We start from the raw sequence: 21719 nt of genomic DNA, 5'->3' as shown, positions 1-21719 counted from the left end.
CAAAAATTAATTGATAGAGAAGAATAACTATGTTGTTAAACTCCCATGGAAATTAAAAAAGCACAAAATCTAGAAAAAACCACAACAAAATAGTCCCAGTAAAAACGTAAATCGTTAAACAAAAACCTCCAATTATAGCAAATTAAGTAGAGGCTAGCGCGACGACAAAAAAGGATTAACCCCCCATGAGTGCTACCCATAAAGGGCGCGACAGTCGGTGGTACACCGTGGTCGTTCGAGTCAGACTAACGGGTGTGGGCTCAAAGGCACCATAGTTCATCGACCTTCCTCACCCAGCCATAGAATCAGTATGTCATGATAACGCGTGTATAGAAAGTTTCTTCTCGCATTAAAAACAGAGAAGTTATATTTGGTACGCCCAAAAACAGCAGAGGAAGCTTATATAGTCATCCAGAAGTATATAGACTTCTATAATACAGATCGCTTCCAAGAAAAATTTAACGGCCTTTCCCCGATTGAATACCGAGAAAGGCCGCAGCTTAAAATACTCTTTTTTTATTGTCTACTTGACAAGGGTATGTACATTAAGTAGTCTCTTTTATTTATACATAATCAACATTAATGTTTTACAAGCTTAAATAAATGGACAGTCAAAGGGGACACTCATAAATGAGGTCCCCTTTCATAATGTATTACGGTAACAAAGTTTTATATTGTTCCATTAAATCACCTGCATATAAGCTTGTTATCATTAAGAAAATGGCAAGCCCAATGTATAATGAGAACCAGATGATTTTTGTTTTGAGACTTGATGAGTAATAGGATTTCTCTTTATCCCTAACTTCAGTTTGTTCTTGCACTTCTTTAAAGAACCTTGCTACTATTCGTTCATACGTGCCTAAATTTTCAAAGTCGGTCGGTCCGTACTGGTATTCATTCGAATTAGCAGCATCCATTAAGGATCTATAAACATTTAATTTTACCTCGGTCAGCTGTTTTACTTTTAGCTTATTATCATCAAATAGCGGGATATGCCAACTCTTCATGTTGTTAAACTTTTCATGTAGTTGGCTAAATTCCATATTCCAAATATTAACCAGGCGAATTTTTTCTTCATCTGTTGCACCTGCATATTGTTCTAGTTGCCTTAAACCAAATTGATTCAATTCAATGATGTTTTCTCTTTGATTTCTAGTTGTCTCGCTACGGAATTCTTTCCACCACTTAGAAATACCCAATAATAAGAAAAGAATTAAAAATGGATTTGGATGGAGAAACAAATAAACAACCATTCCGATGATCCCTAATACCCAAAGCTTTGTGGAGATGACTCCCACTATACGTCCTCCATCAAGAGGATGCACAGGCATTAGATTAAATAGGTTAATCATGGCTCCAAGTGTAATAACTAAAAGCCAAAATGGATTTTCCGTCATCATAAATAGGGGGATGGCTGGTAGAAATGCTAATGTACCTAATAAAGGACCTCCGAAGGCAAGATAAGCTTCTTGGTTAGCATTCTTTGGTTCTTCTTTAAGGGCAATTAACGCTCCGACAAACGGGATGAAAATGGCATTGGATGTTTTGATGCCTTTTCTCTTAGCAGCAAGTAAATGCCCCATTTCATGGATGTAAATTAGATAGACTAGGGCTACGGCAAATTTCCAACCGTAAACCAAGGCATACGCTCCTAATGAAACGAAAATAGAAATCAGAGAACCTAATTTTGCTATTTTCAATAGCGCAAACAACCATTTCATTTTCCCCAGGAAAAATAACCCGATTGCCCCCAAACTTAACCATCCTTTATTCGATTTAGATTCTTTCAAAATGGACCTCCTAGAGTAAATGGAAAAAAGACGACCCCAGTGACACTATGTCTATCTGAGCTCCTTCTTGATTTATTATCTTGCTAATATCCTTATTATATCGTATTCGATAATCCTTTTCTTTTCCTTTTAGGTATATTTTTCTAGATTATTAACTTTCAAGTATTACATTTTTTAAAAATTAAGATAGAGTGCACCTATTTTACAAGTTCATGTGATTTATGCGGTAAAAGTGACATAGAAAAAGTACACAAAGGCGATATGGAATGAAAGAGTAAAGAAAACAACTTGGAGGAATTGAAATGGAATTATTTTTAGTCGATTACTGTAGGCTCACAAATTGGAGGACATGAAAATACAGCTAGTAACATTTGAAGTTGCAGAAGTTATATTAAATAAAGCCTATGGTACTTAATTTCTTAATCTAAATAAATATCATAATAATATTTTATTGCTGTGCTAGTAAAATTATTTAATTTTTCTATTTATTTCACTTACAATTTTTGAGAAGATTGATTAAATAGTTTTTACTTAAACACTTATGATTTATATATAAAACAAAAAGGGGGATTAATATTGATATTCCGACTAGAATTATTTGTTCATAATTTAAATGTATCTAAGGAATTTTATAAAAATTTAGGGTTAAGTCTAATTTACGAAAGTGAAGAGAGGGTAAATTTTGAAGGGGATAACATAGTAATAATGTTAGCTCCAGACCATACATTACATGATAATCATCATTTTAAACGAGAAGGTTACTCTAATAAAGGAATAGGAGTTGAACTAATATTATTATGTGAAAATATAGAAAAAATTTATGAGAATTTTATAAGTTTATATCCATCTTCGATTGAATCTAAGCTAAAAAAACAAGAGTGGGGTCTTGTAGACTTTAGAGTAATGGACCCAGATGGATATTATTTTAGAATATCCACAGGAAAATAAATTAGTTTAAAATTTTGAAAATTCAATATTGGCAAAATAAACCACACTTATCTGGACAGATATTTTAAGGGCAGCTACACTTAACTTATTACAGATAAGGAGCACTCAAAATGACGAAAAGAGAACGCCGTACATTCACTCCCGAATTTAAAAAACAGATGATCCAACTCTATCAAAGCGGAAAAACACGAAAGGCTCTTATTGAAGAATATGAACTTACGCCTTCTTCTTTAGATCGGTGGATTCAACAGAGTGAAAACACAGGTTCCTTTAAGGAAAAAGATAACCGTTCTCCCGAGGAAAAAGAGCTTATCAAGCTACAAAAAGAATTGAAACAGGTACAGATGGAGAATGATATTTTAAAGCAAGCAGCGCTGATACTAGGACAAAAGTAAATGTTATTAAGCGAAACAAAGACAAATACTCGGTATCAGCCATGTGTAACGTCCTGAATCTATCACGGAGCACCTATTACTACGAATCAAAAGAACGAAACTCAGAAGATGATGTCACGCATGCCACGGAACACGTAAGAGTAAAGTAGAGTTACTGAAGCTCGACCTAACGGTTTCCAGACGCCGAATTGGTCGGATTATGAAAGAGCAAGGGCTTGTATCATCTTATACAGTCGCTCAATACAAACCGCAGCAATCCTCATGTAACGAGTCAGTCCAGGCTAACGAATTAAATCGGGAATTTCAACAAGAAGAAGAGAAAAAAGTAGTGGTCAGCGACTTAACATATGTCAAAGTCAAAAATAAATGGCATTACATATGTGTCTTTGTCGATCTCTTTAATCGTGAAATTATTGGCTTTAATACGGGACCTAAAAAGGACGCCCAGCTTGTTGCACGCGCATTTGCATCCATCAAAGGAAACCTTCATGATATTCAGCTCTTCCACACGGATCGAGGGAATGAATTTAAAAACAAGCTCATTGATGAAACATTAACCACGTTTAAAATTGGCCGTTCACTTAGTATGAAAGGTTGTCCATATGATAACGCCGTCGCGGAAGCGACCTTTAAAATCATTAAGACTGAGTTCGCCAATCAAAAAAAATTTACGAACTTATCCCAGCTAACACTCGAATTTGGAGACTATGTGAACTGGTTTAATAAGCTAAGAATTCATGGGACCCTTGGCTACTTAAGTCCTCTAGAATACAAAAAATTTATCCCTTAAAAAAGTTGTTTGATTTAGTGTTGACAATCCAGACCACTACATCTTTATCTAAAAAGTGTCTGCGACCTAGCGTCAAATCAAATCAAATTAAATGAAGTGAATGAAATATGGTTTTAAGCGGTACAATCACCAGTAATATACGGTCTGATTGGGGGCGAAATGGGGAGGATTGCAAAGAATCGGAAAGTATCAGAGGATAATTTTATTGTGAAAAAGAGTGATAATCCCTTACGTGTCAGCATATCAGGGAATTATAAAGAACTAGAGGGCAAGTGTGAAATAGTTTTGACAGGGAATGAGTCGTGGGTCGAATCCCTCACAGCTCATCAACTGCCAAAGGCTCAAATCCTTGATATTACAGAGGTTTGGGCCTTTTTAATTTTTTATTTCCTTTTATTATTCCTCTATGTTTATGCATTGCACAGAGTTGTACAGAAACTGCATATGTGACGCCGGCTCGTTCGTTGCATGACGTTAGCCACTTTGGTACACTAGCAGAAGTGCTTTTTACTTTGAACCCTAGGGTTTAATGGATAATTGTGGGATTTTTACATAAATCATAGTTCAGGTAAGCTGTGGGGGGCACCCTAAACGAAACCTGAAATTGGGACTCCTTTACTGCATTCACTGTAGACTTGTAGAAGCAGCTACAAAACACTTAACAATTTAAATGTGTTTCTAAGAAATAACCATCTGTTCCCTCATACATCAGGAGTTGTATGGGGGCTTGTAATTTATCAAGAATTTTCTGTTTAGATGACTATACAGAAATTAGGAGGAAGTAATGAACAATTATAAATTGACCATTCAATATGATGGCGGGCGCTATAAGGGCTGGCAACGACTCGGTAATAGTGATGATACGATTCAAGGAAAAATTGAAAATGTATTAACGGAAATGGCAGGGGAAAAAATTGAAATCATCGGATGCAGCAGAACGGATGCCGGTGTACATGCCCTCGCTCAAATAGCCAATTTTAAGATCGGTGAAAATCTGACTGAAGCTGAAATCATGAATTATTTGAATAGATATTTACCACGAGATATCAGCGTTGTCGAGGTTAGGCTAGTTCCTGAACGGTTTCATGCCCGTTATAATGCTAAGGATAAAACCTATTTGTATAAGATCTGGAACGAGCAATATACAAATCCTTTCATGCGAAAGTACAGTATGCATGTAGAGGAAAAGCTGAATATCACAAGAATGAAAAAAGCATGTCAACATTTTATAGGTGAACATGATTTCACTTCTTTTTCAAATGCAAAGTCTAAGAAAAAGTCCATGGTGCGTGAAATATACTCCATTGATATAGAAGAAAATGCTGGCTTCATCCAAATTACAGTGCGAGGCGATGGATTTCTTTATAATATGGTTAGAAAGATTGTCGGGACGTTGATAGAAGTTGGGTTGGGTGAAATAGATGCTGAAAATATACCAAGTATTATAGAGTCAAAAGAAAGAATCCAAACGGGTCGTATGGCGGAGGCAGCTGGTTTGTACTTGGTAAAGGTTGATTTTTAGAGAGGAACCGTCCATAAATAATGAAACTGGATTGGGTTATAACAGATAGTACAGAAAATTGACAGGGGTTTGGGTTCGAATCCTCACAGGTCCGAACGGCGAAAGCATTGCTAAGCAATGTTCTTGCCGTTTTTTTTTCTGTCATTTCATATCGGATATCACTACAGTCGTAAGGTTTCCGTTGCTAGTTGTTAAGTTCTCTATGGGCGCGCATTTATTTGATCCCTAAACAAATCAATATACAAATTTCCTTTTGTCCCTACGACAGCATAAGAGATGTCAAAAACAGAAAGGTTTCTTTTTTTTAGTTCAGCCATTAACCATTCGTCATCGTAGGTTTGTTTAGATAAATTTTCGTATAAGATCTTCCCATCATAGACCATCTCTATCGGTACAGTTTCAGCTGAGGACAGTAAAGCTAAATCCTGCTTGGTGGTATTTTGGTATTGTGTTTTTTTTAATACAGAGAGGGAGCCATTTATCTCTAAAATGGCACACTCCACTTCTTCTAAATGGAAGATATCCTTGCCCCGCAAAGCCTGTTTAAGAGAATCCAGTGAATACCCCATCTGCTGCATTGACTCCTTGAGAATCTCTCCTTTTTGAATTAAGGCAACAGGTTCTCCAGCGATCCATTTTCCGAAGCGCGGATTTCGAACCGCTACATGATTCAGTATAAAAACGACGGAACCCATAATAATAATTGCAATGAGAGGATACAGGAAATTAACTTTAATATTGAATGCTAGATTTCCTGCAAGTGTCCCCATCGTAATTGAAGCGATATAAAGGTGATAGGTCCTTTGGGCAATCGTCTGTTTACCGAGCAAATGGACAAATACCCATAATAAAATAAAAGCTATAAAGGGTCGAAAGATGATTTCAACAGATCCTGGCATGACTATTTGTCCCCTTTAAAAATCCCGACAGTTTGTAATAATATGTTCTTAAAGCAAGTCCATTATTCTGTAATCTGAAAAGGAAAAAGACAAGAAACCGTCTTTCAATGGATGCGATAGCTGAAGAAGAATTAATTTTTTTGAGGATCATGCCCATATTTTAGACATTCGGCGTGATTCTTTAATAAGGATTGCTTTTCTTCCTGAACGATTGTGTAAGGCAAAGAGAGGCTCTAAGATCTGACTATCATGCGTATTTCCCGGTGTTACAATCGTCTCCAGCACGAAACCGTTACGGAAACCGTTACGGTCGGCAGCTGCATGAAATGAATAGGCAAACTGTTTTGTTCGTACTTCTTTTATAGTAGCCACTCTCAGAGTCGGTTGTACTTTCTTTAATCTCTTTGTTTTCTTCTTTATCAAATTTATCTGGTGGAACCTTTCCATTGTTTTCACGATCTTGATTTATTTCTTCTTGAAGGCGTCCTTGATATGCTCGTGTTTCCTTACGAATTATTTTCTTTTCGAATTTTCGCTTATTCGCTTATTCGCACGGGCTCTCACATGTGTTTAATCAACAAATAATACGTGCTCTGCACTAATGGCCGCCCTCAATTTTATGAACAAAATCGTTCGCTGGCACCAGTTGATCCAAAGTAAACATTTCAAGTGAATCTCGCTGAATAGAATGATGTTTCGAAAGCATCGTCATCCCCTCAATTTTTAATACTTCTATTTTAAAACAAAAAAGACTATAGGCAAAAGCGGTAATATCTAATTGTTAAACAAAGTTGATTGGAGCGGGTGTTCGAGACTCCTGCTTAGAAAAGCGTGTCTAGGGGAGACACCAAAGGCTGAAAGCCGAGGGCCGACCGCCCGCGGAAAGCGAGTGCCCTACGTTACAATCAACGTTCAAATTATTCGAGCCATAAAAAAATGTAGACAAATACGATTTTCATCTACTCTGTCTACAAGTACGAAGCAAATAGCATATCGTTACTTGCTTCTTTTTATATGGTGTCGAAAATCCATGGATATGTTTACTTAGTATTGATTTAGAACATTTTTCGAATAATAGTATCAAAATACTTTTTGCACGGGGGTATGTTTTGAGTAATATTCGGGAGATATTCATTGACGATTTAAAATGCATTTATAAAAATTTCTTTGTTTGTATTGTTGTTGCGTTTCTTATGTTCATCCCATCCATTTATGCGTGGTTTAACATTGTTGCATCATGGGACCCGTATGCAAATACGGAAGGAATCCTTGTCGGTGTTTCAAATAATGATAAAGGTGCGGAGTTAAATGGCGAACCCGTAAACATAGGCAAGGAAGTCATAGAGGGGTTAAAGGGGAACAAAGATTTGGGCTGGAGATTTACAACGCAAAAAGAGGCGTTGGCAAAAGTGGAAAAGGGGGATTATTACGCATCCATCATCATTCCAGAGAATTTTTCGGAGCATATTGCGACAATCATGACCGATGAGCCTATGAAAGCGGAGATTGATTATTATGTGAATGAAAAAATCAATTCCATTGCTCCTAAAATTACGGCAGCAGGAGCCAACACCATTGTCGATAATGTGAGCAAAAGCTTCATTAAGTCAGCTAGTGGGAGTATCTTGGAAATCTTTAATGAGCTGGGCATCACGTTGCAAAATGAGTTGCCGACAATTCAGAAAATGAAGAATATGGTGTATTTATTAGAGGGAGAACTTCCAGAGCTTGAACAAAATCTGAAAATCGTACAAACACATGTAAAAAGAGCAGAAGAAATCATTAAAATGGTCAATGATGGCCTGGATTCAATAGATGGTTTAACATCACAGAAAGACAAATTGGTGTCAGGTGTTTCCAATTATGTAGACTCAACCAAGCAGGCATTCGCAGAAATCCATCCGCTCTTGAAAAATGATATTGCGAACATCAGGAGTGATAATGAATCGATTTTAGTGCTTGCGAGTAGGTTAGCGGATCAGGATTTGTCCGACAATGAGGGGAATCAGCTAGTTGAACAAGGGAGAACGAGGGTAAATAAAGAGTTATATCTTTTGGACAGTATGTATAACTTATTGGTGAGCGTCAATCAATTTAGTGAAAAAAACCGCCTTCAGCCAGAAATAAATCTAGTGGATGGTTTACGGGATAATGCTTCGGATCAACTTCAAGCACTGAATGACCATTCCTTCGACTCACTTAGAAATCTTGGTGAAAATAATGATCAAATCTTGGGAAGCTTCCAGGATACCTTTTCAAAGGAGACAGGACCAAAATTCAATGAAATCTGGGCTGAAACGAATACTATATTACAGAATGCCCAGCGTATGCTTGAGGAGGGAAGCCAAGCTCTTCCTGAAGTGAAGACATTGTTGAATGAGACGAATCGAACGTTAGTAACTCGTACGGGAGATATCGATAAGTTACAGGATAAATTTCCGGAGATCGAGGGAAAAATCAAGGCTCTGGCTTCTAAAATGAGAGAAATCGATAAGTCTTACAATATGGAAGAAGTGATTAATTTCCTAAAGAATGATATTGAACAGGAAAGTGACTTTTTCTCGGAGCCAGTACTGCTCAATAAACATAGTTTATTTCCCATTCCGAACTATGGATCTGCCATGTCCCCCTTCTTTACGGCACTTTCTCTTTGGGTGGGTGGGACAATATTGATTTCCATGCTTAGCGTGAGCGTCACACAAAAGGATTACAGTCCATATCAAGTTTATATTGGCAGGTACCTTATATTCTTCATCATTGGATTGATGCAGGCATTAGCCGTTTCCATAGGTAACCTTTTTCTGATTGATGTATATGCAGTAGATAAATTCGAGTACGTCATGTTTTCCGTCTTGATAAGTACAGTATTTACATTAATGGTCTACACCTTCGTCTCGGTTCTGGGGAATGTTGGGAAGGGAATAAGCGTAGTTCTGATGGTGCTTCAAATATCAGGCTCGGGAGGCACCTTCCCCATTCAAGTAACACCGCCATTTTTCCAACATATCAACCCCTTCCTGCCGTTTACCTATGCCGTTGGTTTACTTCGTGAATCAGTTGGAGGGATAACCTGGAGTGTCGCTGGCAAGGATATATTCATCTTATTCCTCTATTTAATAATCACGCTTAGTTTTGGCATCATATTGAAAAAGCCACTGCATGAAAGGACGCAAAAGATGAAGGATAAATTGTATGGAAGCAGGATTTTTTAAGGGGAAACATTTAGCCTGATATAAATAAATTATTACTTGTAAATCTGCCTGACCCCTTTTCAAGGGATCGGGCTATTTGTGTGTTGTTAAGGGAGGAATTAACAGAAATGAATAGTAAACAGAAAAATACCGATAAATTAGAATTTTTGCATTTTTATTGTTGACAAAAACCATTGGATTAATCATTATTAAGAAATAATGTTAGTAAATCGGTGCGATAAAAAAGTGGGGTGACTTTATGTATTTAACAATAGATGGCATTGAAAAAAGTTTTTCGAATGAAAAGAAAGAAAGCATAAAGGTGCTCGATGAGATTAATATAGAGGTCGAGAAAGGAAGCTTCGTTTCGATCGTCGGGCCTTCAGGATGTGGCAAATCGACACTCCTTTATCTAATTGCCGGCCTTGATAAGGCTGATAAAGGTGAAATACGTGTAGCTGGAAAAAAGGTGATGAAGCCAGGTCCGGAACGGGTCGTAGTGTTTCAAGAGGCTGGGTTATTTCCTTGGTTGACGGTTCTTGAAAATGTTACATACGGATTGAAGTTAAAGAAAATTCCCAAAGAAGAGGCTGAAGCCAAAGCATTGGACATTTTAAAAATGGTTCACCTCAGCAGATATGTTGACTCCTATCCACATCAACTCTCGGGGGGCATGAAACAGAGGGTAGCCATCGCAAGAGCGCTGGTGATGGAACCTGATATCCTGTTGATGGATGAGCCATTTTCTGCTCTTGATGAGCAAACGAGGATGGTCTTGCATAAAGAGCTGCTCGAAATTTGGAGAAAAACTAAAGTGACCATTTTTTTCGTTACCCATAATATTCGTGAGGCTGTTCAGCTTTCCGAAAAAATTATCGTCTTTGCAACCCGCCCCGGGAAAATTAAAGAGACGATTTCCGTCCCTTCCATGAAAGATGGAGTTATGCCGGATAGTGTAACTTTGCATACAGAACAAAGGGTTCTATCGATCTTGCAGGAGGAAATTGAAAAAGTGCTGAAGGAGGAAATGGGGAATGATTACAGCTTTAAGACGAATCATATTCATCGCGATGATAGCGGGGATATGGGAAGTCACATCTAGACTTTCCAGTCTTCCGGACTTCATGTTCCCAAGCCTGACTCAGGTTTTGGAGACTCTGTTTAATGGACTGGTGAGCGGACAAATAACCGAGGCCATCGGAAAAAGCCTCGGCCGTATCCTGATCGGCTTTACGATTGCCATTATAGTAGGTCTAATATTAGGGTATTTCATTTGGCGCTTTAAACTGGTTGAAGACACTCTAGGATTCGTCGTGACGGCCTTACAGTCCATCCCGAGTATCGTTTGGTTCCCTTTGGCGATCATTTGGTTTGGATTGAATGATTTCTCGATTCTTTTTATCGTCACTATCGGTGCAACTTGGACGATGACAGTTAATGCAACAAGTGGATTCCGGAATGTGCCCCAGCTGTATCAACGGGTTGCCAAAACATATGGATCGACCGGGTTTCATTTTCTGCGCACCGTGATTTTACCAGCATCCGTTCCACAAATAATATCCGGGCTGCGAATTGCATGGGCATTTTCTTGGCGTGCATTGATGGCAGGTGAATTACTTGGCGGAGGCGGCGGTCTTGGACAATTATTAGAAATGGGCAGATCACTTGGACAAATGGATTTGGTCATCTCCGTAATGATCATTATCGCAATCATTGGAACTATCGTGGATAATGTTGTCTTCTCACGCCTAGAACGTAGTGTTCAACTGAAATGGGGAGTAAACCAACGGTAGATTAATAAGATTATAGTTTAAAAGGAGAGGGAAATATGCTGAAAAAATCATTTTTTGCCCTTATTATGTCTGTATTGTTAATCGGAATAGTAAGCGGATGCACTCAATCCACAAGTAATGAAGAGGGAAAAGGGTCTGGTAAACAATCTGTGAAAATTGGATATTTTCCCAACTTAACTCACAGTGCAACGATCATTGCACTTGAAAAAGGCTTTTTTGAAGAAGAGTTCGGTAAAGATGTTAAGATTGAAACTAAAACAGTGGCCAATGGCGGATTATTCATGGAAGCAATGGCTACAAACGCTATTGATGTCGGAACGGTTGGACCTGGTCCGTTGCTTAACTTTTACGTGAAAAACCCTGAATACCACCTGATCTCTGGCGCTGTTAATGGCGGTGCCGTTCTTGTGGCTAGCGAGGGCAGCAATGTAACGGATTTAAAAGATTTGGACGGTAAAAAAGTAGCGATTCCCGTCATTGGGAGCACACAGGATGTCATGCTTAGGAAAGCCCTTCAAGATGTTGACTTAAAACCGACTACAAATGGTGGAACAGTTGAACTGTATGCGGCAGCGCCTGCTGACACAACCGCTCTTTTTGTCCAAAAATCAGTCGATGCAGCTGCTACCCAGGAACCATGGGGGTATGTATTGGAAAACCAGGCAAAAGGAAAGTTAATGCTTGACTGGGATCAATTTGCGTGGGGAAAAGATTCACCTAATACGGTAGTGGCTGCAAGCCAGAAGTTCTTGGATAAAAAGGGGCTTGCTGCTTCCTATTTGAAAGCGCATGAAAAAGCGGTGAAGTTTATACAAGACAACCCTGAAGAAAGCCAAGAACTGGTCATTAAGCATTTGAAGGAACTGACTGGAAAAGAATTAAGTAAAGAAGAAGTGGCTTCAGCATTTTCACGCTTGGAAGTGACAACTGAAGTTAATGAGCAAGTCATTCAGGAAATGGCTGACATAAGCAAAGAAGCCGGTTATATTCCTAGCAGTGATATAAAAGGCATGATCGATCTATCAACCCTTGAGCAAGTGTCCAAGTAAATTCAAATGATAAAGCGCCTCAGCCATCCAGGCTTTGGCGTGTTTTTTTTATTCCGGTAAAGGTCGGATTAATCCGTTTTAATGGCCTGAGAATATAATTTTAGATATAAACAGGCACTGTCATGAACTCCTGTTAGGGACAGACTCGATCCAATGCCCGAATAACATGATCAACCTCTTTCCAGGAATGGATGGTAGCACCTGAAGCCAGTGAATGTCCTCCTCCATTGAATTGACGTGCGACAGAAGCGATGGGAATACTCCGTGAACGAATCCTGACACGGATCTCAGAAGGATATTCGATGAATAAAGCCCAGATTTTGTTTCCCCTTATACTTGATAGAGTATTTACTAAATTCGAAGCTTCGATTTGATCTAATCCATACATGTTTAACAGATCCTCCGTAATAATGAAGTAAGCTACCCCTTTATCGGTTACCTTGAAGCTCATGAGAATGTCTTTTTGAAGTCTTGAAGAGTTTTTTGACTTAATATTAAGCCAGTTATGGATCCTTTCTGGCTGAAAATTATAAGTTCTTAAGTGAGAAACCATTTTTAATGTCCTAGGAGTGGTATTCCCATTCATGAAATTCCCTGTATCACCTATAATTCCTGCATAAAATGATTTAGCTGCCTCTTTATTCATGACAAAGCTTTCTGGAAATTGCAAAAATAAATCAACAAGCATTTCACTTGCAGAGCTATAAGAAGGGTCGACCCAAGAAAGGTCACCGTATTGTTCATATTCGGGATGGTGGTCAATTTTGATCAGCATGTCCCCGTGATCATAGCGGGAATCACTTATCCGTGAAAGGTTAGCAGTGTCACAAACAATCACTAAGGCCCCTTTGTATTCTTTATCGGTAATGACATCCATTTCACCAATGAATAAAAGCCTATCCACTTCTTCGCCAACCACAAAAACTTCCTTGGAAGGGTAGGAGTGCTTCAAAAGCCGTTGTAAGCCGATTTGTGATCCCAATGCATCGGGGTCCGGATTAACATGGCGGTGAATGATAATTGTTGAGTATTCCTTGATCGCTTCGATTATTTCCTTTTTTTCATTGACCATATATTGCCATCTCCCTTTGTCTGTCGACCGATAGTTGATTGTATGAAAAATTCTCATTTTAAATTTAGATAGTTATGTATATCCAATCATCACATGCCTCACGGATAAAGGCAATTCCAATTACTATAACTTGAGCTTGAGGGAATCCAAATGTATTTTTCGACTCGGATATTAAACGGGAAGTATGATGATTAAGTGATTGCAGAGGAAATGGAAAAAAACTCTAAACAAAATTATTGCAAAATTCAAATAACAGTTCTATACTTAATTTACCAAACCGATGACAGCGAGTTACCTTGTTGCAGGCCGGCTTGTCAAAAATCTGGAATTCATAAAAATTGACTTGGTTCACTTGATCTTCCTTTGCAGGAAGACAGTTCGTGGATAAGGGTCAGTGAAACGTTCAATGTAATGACATTGTTGGTTTTACTGGCTCTTTTTGTGTATCCCGACAGTTTGAAAGGGGTGATGATATGAATGGAGCTTTGGAAGGAGTCAGGATTATCGATGTATCCCGCGTTTTGGCGGGACCGTTCTGTTCAATGATTCTCGGTGATTTGGGTGCAGATGTAATTAAAATTGAGCATCATGAATCAGGTGATGAAACGAGAGGGTGGGGTCCGCCATTCGCTCAAGGAGAAAGCGCTTACTATTTATGTGCCAATCGAAACAAGCAAAGCATGACTTTGAATTTAAAGTCAGAACAAGGGAAAGAGATTTTTCGGAAGCTGGTATCTTCAGGGGATATAGTGATTCAAAATTTCAGGACGGGTACATTGGAAAAAATGGGGTTAGGTTATGAGGATTTAAAGGAAAGCAACCCCAAACTGATCATGGCCTCGATTACGGGATTTGGTTTAACTGGTCCTTATAAAGATTTACCTGGCTATGATTATATCATTCAAGCGATGAGTGGTTTGATGAGCATCACAGGAGAAGAGGATGGGAGTCCCGTGAAAGTCGGCGTCGCCATAGCTGACATATTGACTGGCTTGTATACATGCATTGGCATTTTATCAGCTTTATATCATAGGGATAAAGCGGGGGAAGGACAGGAAATTGATATTTCATTAATGGACTGTCAGGTTTCTTCACTGGTAAATGTCGCCAGCAACTATTTATTCAATGGCTTGACCCCTGAACGAATGGGAAACCAACATCCCAATATCGTTCCATATCAAACGTTTCAAACACGTGATGGGGAGCTTGTCGTGGCTGTAGGAAATGATGAGCAGTTCAGGAGATTCACAACTGTTATAGGCAAATCTTACTTAGCGGAGCACGAACAGTTTAAGCATAATGAAAAACGTTTGCTGAACAAGGAAGAATTAATACCTATAATAGAGGATTCATTGAAAGGAAAGACAAAGAAAGAGTGGAAAAGGCTGTTTGATGATGCAGGGATACCCAATGGTCCGATTAATAATATCGCTGAGATGTTCGAGGATCCACAGGTCATCGCAAGAGGCATGTTGGTGAAAATGGAACATCCTACAATCGAAGATCTTAGAGTGACGGGATCGCCCCTAAATCTTTCAAAAACGCCGGTCACGATGAAAAAGCATCCGCCGCTGTATGGAGAGCATACCGATTCCATTTTGGCTGAAATTGGATATAATCCGGACCAAATAATCAAATTCAAGCAAAATAAAATTATTTAGGAGGAATTTTGATGATGAATTTCGAATTAACGGAAGAGCAACAAAGTGTGAAGAAAGTGGTAAGGAAATTTGTGGATAAGGAAATTATTCCATACATTCAAGAGTGGGATAGGCAAGGACAATTCCAGCCACATATTTTAAAAAGGTTAGCGGAATTACAGTTGATGGGCGTTTGTATACCTGAAGAGTACGGTGGAGTCGGAATGGATTATAATACCCTGGCCATCGTTTGTGAAGAGTTGGAGCGAGGCGATACGGCATACCGAACTGCAGTTTCTGTACATACAGGGTTAAATAGCATGACCCTGCTGCAATGGGGGACGGAAGAACAAAAACGAAAATATTTAGTTCCGCAAGCAAAAGGGGCCAAGATTGGCGCTTTTGGGCTGACTGAACCGAATGCAGGGTCTGATGTAGCGTCAATGAAATCATCGGCAAAACGTGTTGGGGACCATTATATCTTGAATGGATCAAAAACTTGGATTTCGCTCTGTGATTATGCAGATCATTTTCTCATTTTTGCCAAGACTGATCATGATGCTGGTTCAAGGGGAATTACGGCTTTTATAGTGGAACGGACTTTTGAGGGAGTGGAGTCGAAAGCCATTAAAGGGAAATTAGGAATCCGTGCGGGGAATACAGGCGAAGTCTTTTTAACGGATGTAAAAGTTCCGGTGGAGAATAGGCTTGGTGAAGAGGGTGAGGGCTTTAAAATTTCCATGTCGGCATTGGACAGCGGCCGGTTTACAGTGGCCGCTGGTGCTGTAGGGTTAATTGAAGCAAGCCTGGAAGCAAGCTTGAAGTATTGCCATGAACGAAGTACATTCGGAAAAGAGATTGGCAGGCATCAGCTCGTTCAGCAGATGATTGCCAAGATGACCGCGAATTTAGAGATTTCCAGATTGCTGGTCTTTAAAGCGGGGACCTTAAAAAACCAAGGAAAAAGGAATACGAAGGAAACTTCCCTTGCTAAGTGGGTTTCATGTAATGCTGCTAACGAAGCAGCCAATGATGCTGTTCAAATTCATGGTGCCTATGGCTACTCGGATGAATATCCAGTTGAACGTTTTCTGCGGAATTCAAAAGCTCCGGTCATTTACGAAGGAACCCGTGAGATTCATACTGTAATGCAGGGTGAATACGCTCTTGGCTACAGACAAGATAAAGAGCTTCGCAAGCAATTGCCTGCATGGCCCTTCGAGCAAATTTCCGTACATTAATTATAGATAGAGGAGATCAGATGATGAACACATACTTAATTGCAGGGCATGCAAAACTTCCACAGGGGATGGCAGCGAGAAATATATATGATTCCATCACGATCACGGTAGAACTTGATTTTAAATATGGTGTTATTGTCGAGGCTTCCTGTACACTCGCTACAGAACATGGCAGGGAATTCATTCGTCAACTGCTGCGAGGGTATTGCCTGAAAGATGGTATCGAAGAATTGATTGATCGTGTACAAAAGTATTATCGTGGGAAAGCTAGTCAAGCCATTCAAGCAGGGCTAAAGGATGTGTATGCACAGTTCGAATTGGTCTCCGTCAAATAAGGGAAAATGGAAGGATCCTACCGGTATGTGAAACAGTAGGATCCTTTTTTTTGAGGATTTTCAATTTTCGTTTTCAGGATATAAAAAAGGGGCGTTGATGTAAACACCTCTTTGTCTTATAAATTATTAAAATAAATGAAAAAGGATGATGGGACTAGAAGCTCTAATTAAATTTCTGCTTGTGCTCCTTTGGTTTCAGAATGTATATCTCCAATTTCTGCTAGTGCTCCTTTGGTTTCTGGACGTATATCTCCGATTTCTGCTAGTGCTCCTTTGGTTTCTGTATGTGGAACTTCGATTTCTGCTAGTGCGCCTTTGCGTGCTGCATGTAGATCTCCGTTTCCAGCAAGATCCCCACCGAGTGTCGGAAGTTGACCTTTTCCAGCAAGAGCGCCTTTGTGAGCTGCAAGTGGACCGATTCCTGCTAGTGCGCCTCTGAGTGCTGCAAGTGGACCGTCTTTTTTTGTTTTTTTTACGTGAAGAACGGCTATTTGAACATGGGTCATTAAACATGAAATCGCTTAATCCGAAGGAATTGGCTCTATCCACCGCATTTTGTATATCACGAATGATGTTTGACATATTTATATATCCCCCTTTCTATACGTTAGACTATGCGGCTTGTACGTAATGTGCTAGTGATAATTGCACAAATTTTTTCAAAAATATAGTTGTTTTTTGGTGACGTCCTTCGCTTTTTCCCATAATTTAATAGGGAAGTGAAAGGGAAGGGTTATATGAATGCTGACAAGAAACTGCCTGTATATCAGCTTTTTATTCCACCTATAAATTTAAAGGAACTTCGCAGGGATATATGGTGCAATGATCCTTTACCTGCAAAGTTAACCATTAACAGAAGAAAACTGGATATTGATATTGTTTACCGTGGCTCACATATCCGCAGTTTTCGGAAAAAGTCTTATAATGTAGTCTTTTATAAACCTAATACTTTTAGGAATGCTAAGGAAGTTCATTTAAATGCTGAGTATAAGGATAAATCTTTACTAAGAAATAAATTATCTTTAGACTTTTTTGCGGATATCGGGACCTTATCACCGAAATCCCAGTTCGTTTTCCTGAATCTGAACGGGAAGGACGAGGGAATATATCTAGAATTGGAATCAGTGGATGAATTTTATTTGAAGAATAGGGATCTGCCTAAGGGATCAATTTTCTATGCAGTGGACGGTGATGCAAATTTTTCATTGATGAGTGATTTGGATAAAGGAATCAAAAAATCATTGGAAATGGGATATCAAAAAAAATGCGGGTCAGCAAAGGATGAATTATATTTACAAGAATTGATTATCCAAATCAATACGATTTCAAGGGCGGATTTTGAAAGGGAAATCGTAAACTATGTCGATGTGGAAAAGTACCTGCGCTGGCTGGCTGGTGTCATATTCACGCAAAACTATGATGGGTTTGTTCACAACTATGCCCTGTATCGAAATGGTGATACTGGACTCTTTGAAATTATCCCATGGGATTATGATGCGACATGGGGCAGGGATGTTAATGGAAAAGTGATGGAAGAGGACTATGTGGGAATCGAGGGATTCAATACATTGACTGCTAGAATCCTTGATGTAAGGGCATTTCGTGTTCGATACCAAAAACTTCTAAAGGAGATTTTGAACACCCGGTTTAACGTTGAGCATATGAAAACTATCATTCAGGGAATGCATGACCAAATAAGTCCTTATGTTTCAAAAGATCCATATATCAAGGATAATAAGCAAACTTTTGATAATGAGCCTGATTTTATCCTAAAATTCATAGAGAGCCGTGCAAAGTATATAAAGGGTCGGCTGCATAAATTAGATTAATGATTCCTATAATTTAACTGAAAATTGTGATTGGGAAATGGGGAAAAATAACAGGAGTGTTGAAAGAAAAGCATTCCTGTTGCTTTTTCTGCACGATTCCATTTGCTTTTCCATCCTATTACAGCTATGTTTGATAGAAAGATATAATTTATAGTAAATGAAGGATGGGAATGGATTGACTAATCATAGCCGTATACCGGCATATATATACACCTTTACGTGCAGCCCTGACGAACGCTCATTATCTAAAATGGAAATGCGCTCGTTCTTTGGCTTTGAAGCTTCAGAAAATATATTAAAAAGTGATATAAAAATTGAACCGAGCAGAAGTCCCTTTATAAAAGGACGGGTCGATGTCATGTTTGAGGGGGACAGCATATCCGAAATTGTTGAGCAAGTGAAGGATATAAAATTGCCTGATTCGACGTTCAAAGTGTTATTCGTAAAAATTAATGATCTTAATAAAGAAGAAAAAATAGATTATGATGGACAGCGTGAAATTGAACGGGAGATTGGCTGGTACATTCAGGGGAATGCTGATGTACGTAACCCTGATCAGGTCTATGGAATAGTGACCCTAGGCGGCCGTTGGTATTTTGGGAAATATGTAAAACCTGAAGCGGTTTGGTTACATCATATGAAGAAGCCGCGTGAATATTCAACAGCACTTAGCACAAGGGTGGCGAGGGCCATTGCCAACATAGCCGTTCCACATCCAGATGGAGTGAAGGCCATTGATCCATGCTGCGGAATTGGAACGGTATTGGTGGAGGCACTATCAATGGGGATAAATATTGTTGGCCGAGATATCAACCCACTTGTTACTGACGGTTCTAGAGAGAACATTGCCTATTTCGGACTCGAAGGTGATGTAACTACAGGTCCGATTTCGGAGGTCACCAGTAAATATGATGTAGCGATTATCGATATGCCTTACAATTTATATACGCATGCGACACCGGAAGATCAGCTATCTATCCTTAAGCATGCGAGGGGCTTTGCTGACAAGGTCGTTGTCGTTACGATTGACACGATGGATCATATGATTCAAGAAGCAGGATTTGAAATTGCTGATCGCTGTGTAGCCAGGAAAGGCATTTTTTCCAGACAAGTTGTAGTGTGTGTATAAGTTTCGTCAGCAAGATGAAAAAGGCTGAAATCTTTTATGGATTTGGAGTTACCCCTGTAAAGCAGACAACTAAAAAGGCTATGTTGCCATCTGGCATCGATATTCAAACGGTGCAGGGTGGGGGTAACTTCCAATAACACCCAGTTGTGCTAATTGCTTATGATAGGCGTGAGATGTGTACTGAAACCCTTGATCCGAATGGAGAATGGTTCTGTACGCATTTCTTTTTTTTGTTACTGAATTTACTCTATCCAACACAAGATAAATCCCTTCCTTGAAGACAACTTCCAAGCAATCTCATTATTATAAATGTCTTATACGGCAAAAATAGGTGATATCCCTAGCGGGTACTTCGTTGGGCTGTCCATTCTGAAATTGTCGTTCTAATGTGGATAGGTTCTAGGGTATTCGCCTTTAAAGAAACGCCGTTTCTTCGAACAATGGACTGTACTGTAATACCCATATGCTTTTTTGTGAATGTGGAAAAGCCTCGATTACGAAGCGCAATTTTCATCCAAGGGTATCCATACCATTTAGATAACTTTGAACTGCTTGAATCTTTAACTCACAAAAAGCTGTTATTTTGTCTAGACATAGTAAAATCCCTCTCCAAGTATGACATTGTCTACTTAGAGGGGATAATATCAATTTATCTTTTGAGATAGTAGCCTTTAAAATTAGGTTTCAACGTGATTAGAATCCCGGTGTAGATGAACTTTCAGGAATATTTTCATAGTCTGATGGATTAAGATTATGAACCGATCCATCTGTTACACCATTGATAATACCCATTAGACCCGTTTCAACTGTTTTTACTAGCTGGCCTTTCTTTTTTTGCCCAAAGTTTTGTGTTTGTCCACTTACTTCAAATAGAACCGTACCACTTCCATTTAAAGCAAACGTTCCTAAAGCAGTACCTGGCAGGTCGATAGATTGATCGTACAATGAAATATTTGTAAACACGGAATTCCCTTTTGCTTGCAGTGCGTTATAAGCAGTAAGTGTCAACTGACGGGAGAAATCATATTTAAAATTATCTGCATACTCTGCATACTTAGCCCCTTCAGGAGTGCTTGGGTTGGCAACAAATTTTCCGGATATTGACATCGTTACACGATCATCAGTTCCTTCGATATATGGGAACCCTTGGTGATGAAGGTCGATAAAAACATCCACTTTACCAAATTTCGATTTTAACCCTTTATATATGTCACGTACCGTTTGCGATTCAGGTGTAATAAACCAGCCCGGCTTTTCAGATGCCCCCGGGAAGTCTTGAGGCTTTGGTACATAGTTTAGGTTTGGATTAAAGTCACGATTAACATCAAATCCCGGTTTGCTAGCATAGTCGTCTCCAGACCTAGGAGTCGTGTAATAGTTCCAAGCTGGTTTCACATTTGAAAGTTGTGGGAATTTCCCTACAACCTCTGACCATGTCATCTCATTTCCACGACGATCAAGCTCTGAGGCGTCTACGTTCATCATTGGAATAGCAACAATTGTTAATTCACCAAGCATTTTCTTTACCTCAGGTGAGTTACTTTGACCAAGGTTCTCAAGAATGTTCAATAACGCAACAGTTCCTGTTTTTTCATTTCCGTGAATTTCACTTTGAATAAGAACGACTTTGTCACCATGACCGACCGTTACTTTGTGAATGGAACGACCCTGATTTGTTTGTCCAGCCACTTCTACTTTTACTTTCCCTTTACTCACTTGCTCAAGTTGATTTAATTTTTTTACAAGCTCGTCATAATTAAGGAATGCTTCGGTAGAAAGATTCGTTCCACCTATAGGATTTGGTCCTCGTTCAGCGAAGCTGGCATTTGGGCCAAGTAATGCTGCGGCTATTACTGTTGAACTTAAAACCTTAAAAAGCTTCTTTTTCACATTCATTCTCCTTTTTAAAAATATTCAATATTCAGATAAATTCTTCATTTTCTCTTCTTTTTCCTGTTAGATTATTAAAAACACCTAAAAAGGCCTATAAGTGTAAAAAGAAAAATTCAATCCAAAATGACAGTTTAACTTAGGGAAGTTGCTTCTAATAAACCTAGTTGTGCTAATTGCTTATGCTTGGCTTGAGAGTGTGTACT

General features: G+C 39.0%; 17 protein-coding genes and 4 pseudogenes. 14 read left to right on the top strand and 7 right to left on the bottom strand.

Annotated elements, in window-relative coordinates:
• Window positions 1-311: 311 nt before the first annotated feature.
• Window positions 312-553: pseudogene (locus tag ACQKKK_RS04260) on the top strand (IS3 family transposase); the annotation flags it as partial.
• A 100-nt stretch (window positions 554-653) separates the two neighbouring features.
• Here the strand turns inward: ACQKKK_RS04260 and ACQKKK_RS04255 are convergent.
• Window positions 654-1721, bottom strand: coding sequence for a site-2 protease family protein (locus ACQKKK_RS04255; RefSeq protein WP_427614792.1), 1068 nt, complete (start codon window positions 1719-1721; stop codon window positions 654-656).
• Between the two features lie 645 nt (window positions 1722-2366).
• Between ACQKKK_RS04255 and ACQKKK_RS04250 the strand changes: the two genes are divergently transcribed.
• From ACQKKK_RS04250 to truA, 4 genes and pseudogenes are all read left to right on the top strand, one after another.
• On the top strand, window positions 2367-2738 hold the full coding sequence (locus ACQKKK_RS04250; protein ID WP_427614318.1) for a VOC family protein: 372 nt from the start codon (window positions 2367-2369) through the stop codon (window positions 2736-2738).
• 110 nt (window positions 2739-2848) lie between these two features.
• Window positions 2849-3936 (top strand): annotated as a pseudogene (locus tag ACQKKK_RS04245) (IS3 family transposase).
• A 146-nt stretch (window positions 3937-4082) separates the two neighbouring features.
• Window positions 4083-4373: a hypothetical protein gene (locus tag ACQKKK_RS04240; protein WP_427614316.1), complete on the top strand. Its 291-nt coding sequence runs from the start codon at window positions 4083-4085 to the stop codon at window positions 4371-4373.
• 334 nt (window positions 4374-4707) lie between these two features.
• Complete coding sequence (gene truA / locus ACQKKK_RS04235; protein WP_427614314.1) at window positions 4708-5445, top strand: tRNA pseudouridine(38-40) synthase TruA; 738 nt, start codon at window positions 4708-4710, stop codon at window positions 5443-5445.
• A 200-nt stretch (window positions 5446-5645) separates the two neighbouring features.
• On the opposite strand, the gene ACQKKK_RS04230 is transcribed toward truA, so the two are convergent.
• Both ACQKKK_RS04230 and ACQKKK_RS04225 read right to left on the bottom strand, forming a co-directional pair.
• On the bottom strand, window positions 5646-6344 hold the full coding sequence (locus ACQKKK_RS04230; protein ID WP_427614313.1) for a DUF421 domain-containing protein: 699 nt from the start codon (window positions 6342-6344) through the stop codon (window positions 5646-5648).
• Window positions 6345-6569: 225 nt separating this feature from the next.
• Window positions 6570-6888: pseudogene (locus ACQKKK_RS04225) on the bottom strand (IS5/IS1182 family transposase); the annotation flags it as partial.
• Between the two features lie 565 nt (window positions 6889-7453).
• On the opposite strand from ACQKKK_RS04225, the gene ACQKKK_RS04220 reads away from it, so the two are divergent.
• The 4 genes from ACQKKK_RS04220 to ACQKKK_RS04205 all read left to right on the top strand — a co-directional run bounded on the left by ACQKKK_RS04220 (window position 7454) and on the right by ACQKKK_RS04205 (window position 12377).
• Window positions 7454-9556: a YhgE/Pip family protein gene (locus tag ACQKKK_RS04220; protein WP_427614312.1), complete on the top strand. Its 2103-nt coding sequence runs from the start codon at window positions 7454-7456 to the stop codon at window positions 9554-9556.
• 238 nt (window positions 9557-9794) lie between these two features.
• Window positions 9795-10637 carry an ABC transporter ATP-binding protein gene (locus ACQKKK_RS04215; RefSeq protein ID WP_427614311.1) on the top strand — a complete coding sequence of 281 codons (843 nt, stop codon included), beginning with the start codon at window positions 9795-9797 and terminating at the stop codon, window positions 10635-10637.
• Window positions 10570-11328 carry an ABC transporter permease gene (locus ACQKKK_RS04210; protein WP_427614309.1) on the top strand — a complete coding sequence of 253 codons (759 nt, stop codon included), beginning with the start codon at window positions 10570-10572 and terminating at the stop codon, window positions 11326-11328. The genes ACQKKK_RS04215 and ACQKKK_RS04210 overlap by 68 nt, the downstream gene beginning before the upstream one ends.
• 35 nt (window positions 11329-11363) lie before the next feature.
• Complete coding sequence (locus ACQKKK_RS04205; RefSeq protein ID WP_427614308.1) at window positions 11364-12377, top strand: aliphatic sulfonate ABC transporter substrate-binding protein; 1014 nt, start codon at window positions 11364-11366, stop codon at window positions 12375-12377.
• 133 nt (window positions 12378-12510) lie between these two features.
• Here the strand turns inward: ACQKKK_RS04205 and ACQKKK_RS04200 are convergent, their stop codons facing one another.
• Window positions 12511-13449: a DHH family phosphoesterase gene (locus tag ACQKKK_RS04200; protein ID WP_427614306.1), complete on the bottom strand. Its 939-nt coding sequence runs from the start codon at window positions 13447-13449 to the stop codon at window positions 12511-12513.
• A gap of 473 nt (window positions 13450-13922) precedes the next feature.
• Between ACQKKK_RS04200 and ACQKKK_RS04195 the strand changes: the two genes are divergently transcribed.
• Genes ACQKKK_RS04195 through ACQKKK_RS04185 form a run of 3 tightly spaced genes read left to right on the top strand, consistent with a single transcriptional unit; the run spans window position 13923 to window position 16665 of the window.
• Complete coding sequence (locus ACQKKK_RS04195) at window positions 13923-15110, top strand: CaiB/BaiF CoA transferase family protein (protein WP_427614304.1); 1188 nt, start codon at window positions 13923-13925, stop codon at window positions 15108-15110.
• 14 nt (window positions 15111-15124) lie between these two features.
• Window positions 15125-16330 (top strand): acyl-CoA dehydrogenase family protein, encoded by a 1206-nt coding sequence (locus ACQKKK_RS04190; RefSeq protein WP_427614790.1) that lies wholly within the window; start codon window positions 15125-15127, stop codon window positions 16328-16330.
• Window positions 16331-16353: 23 nt separating this feature from the next.
• Window positions 16354-16665 (top strand): DUF3870 domain-containing protein, encoded by a 312-nt coding sequence (locus ACQKKK_RS04185; protein ID WP_427614788.1) that lies wholly within the window; start codon window positions 16354-16356, stop codon window positions 16663-16665.
• A 167-nt stretch (window positions 16666-16832) separates the two neighbouring features.
• On the opposite strand, the gene ACQKKK_RS04180 is transcribed toward ACQKKK_RS04185, so the two are convergent.
• Complete coding sequence (locus ACQKKK_RS04180) at window positions 16833-17171, bottom strand: hypothetical protein (protein WP_427614816.1); 339 nt, start codon at window positions 17169-17171, stop codon at window positions 16833-16835.
• A gap of 22 nt (window positions 17172-17193) precedes the next feature.
• Window positions 17194-17247, bottom strand: a pseudogene (locus tag ACQKKK_RS04175) (hypothetical protein); the annotation flags it as partial.
• Window positions 17248-17402: 155 nt separating this feature from the next.
• On the opposite strand from ACQKKK_RS04175, the gene ACQKKK_RS04170 reads away from it, so the two are divergent.
• Window positions 17403-18494: a CotH kinase family protein gene (locus ACQKKK_RS04170; protein ID WP_427614302.1), complete on the top strand. Its 1092-nt coding sequence runs from the start codon at window positions 17403-17405 to the stop codon at window positions 18492-18494.
• 175 nt (window positions 18495-18669) lie between these two features.
• On the top strand, window positions 18670-19623 hold the full coding sequence (locus ACQKKK_RS04165) for a TRM11 family SAM-dependent methyltransferase (RefSeq protein WP_427614301.1): 954 nt from the start codon (window positions 18670-18672) through the stop codon (window positions 19621-19623).
• Window positions 19624-20316: 693 nt separating this feature from the next.
• Here ACQKKK_RS04165 and ACQKKK_RS04160 read toward each other — a convergent pair.
• Window positions 20317-21519 (bottom strand): M14 family zinc carboxypeptidase, encoded by a 1203-nt coding sequence (locus tag ACQKKK_RS04160; RefSeq protein WP_427614299.1) that lies wholly within the window; start codon window positions 21517-21519, stop codon window positions 20317-20319.
• Window positions 21520-21719 lie beyond the last annotated feature (200 nt).

This window comes from Peribacillus sp. NPDC006672, assembly GCF_050274955.1.
GTDB lineage: Bacteria > Bacillota > Bacilli > Bacillales > DSM-1321 > Peribacillus.
The sequence above is the reverse complement of the archived record's forward strand: the minus strand, read 5'-3'. Positions and strand labels throughout refer to the sequence as shown.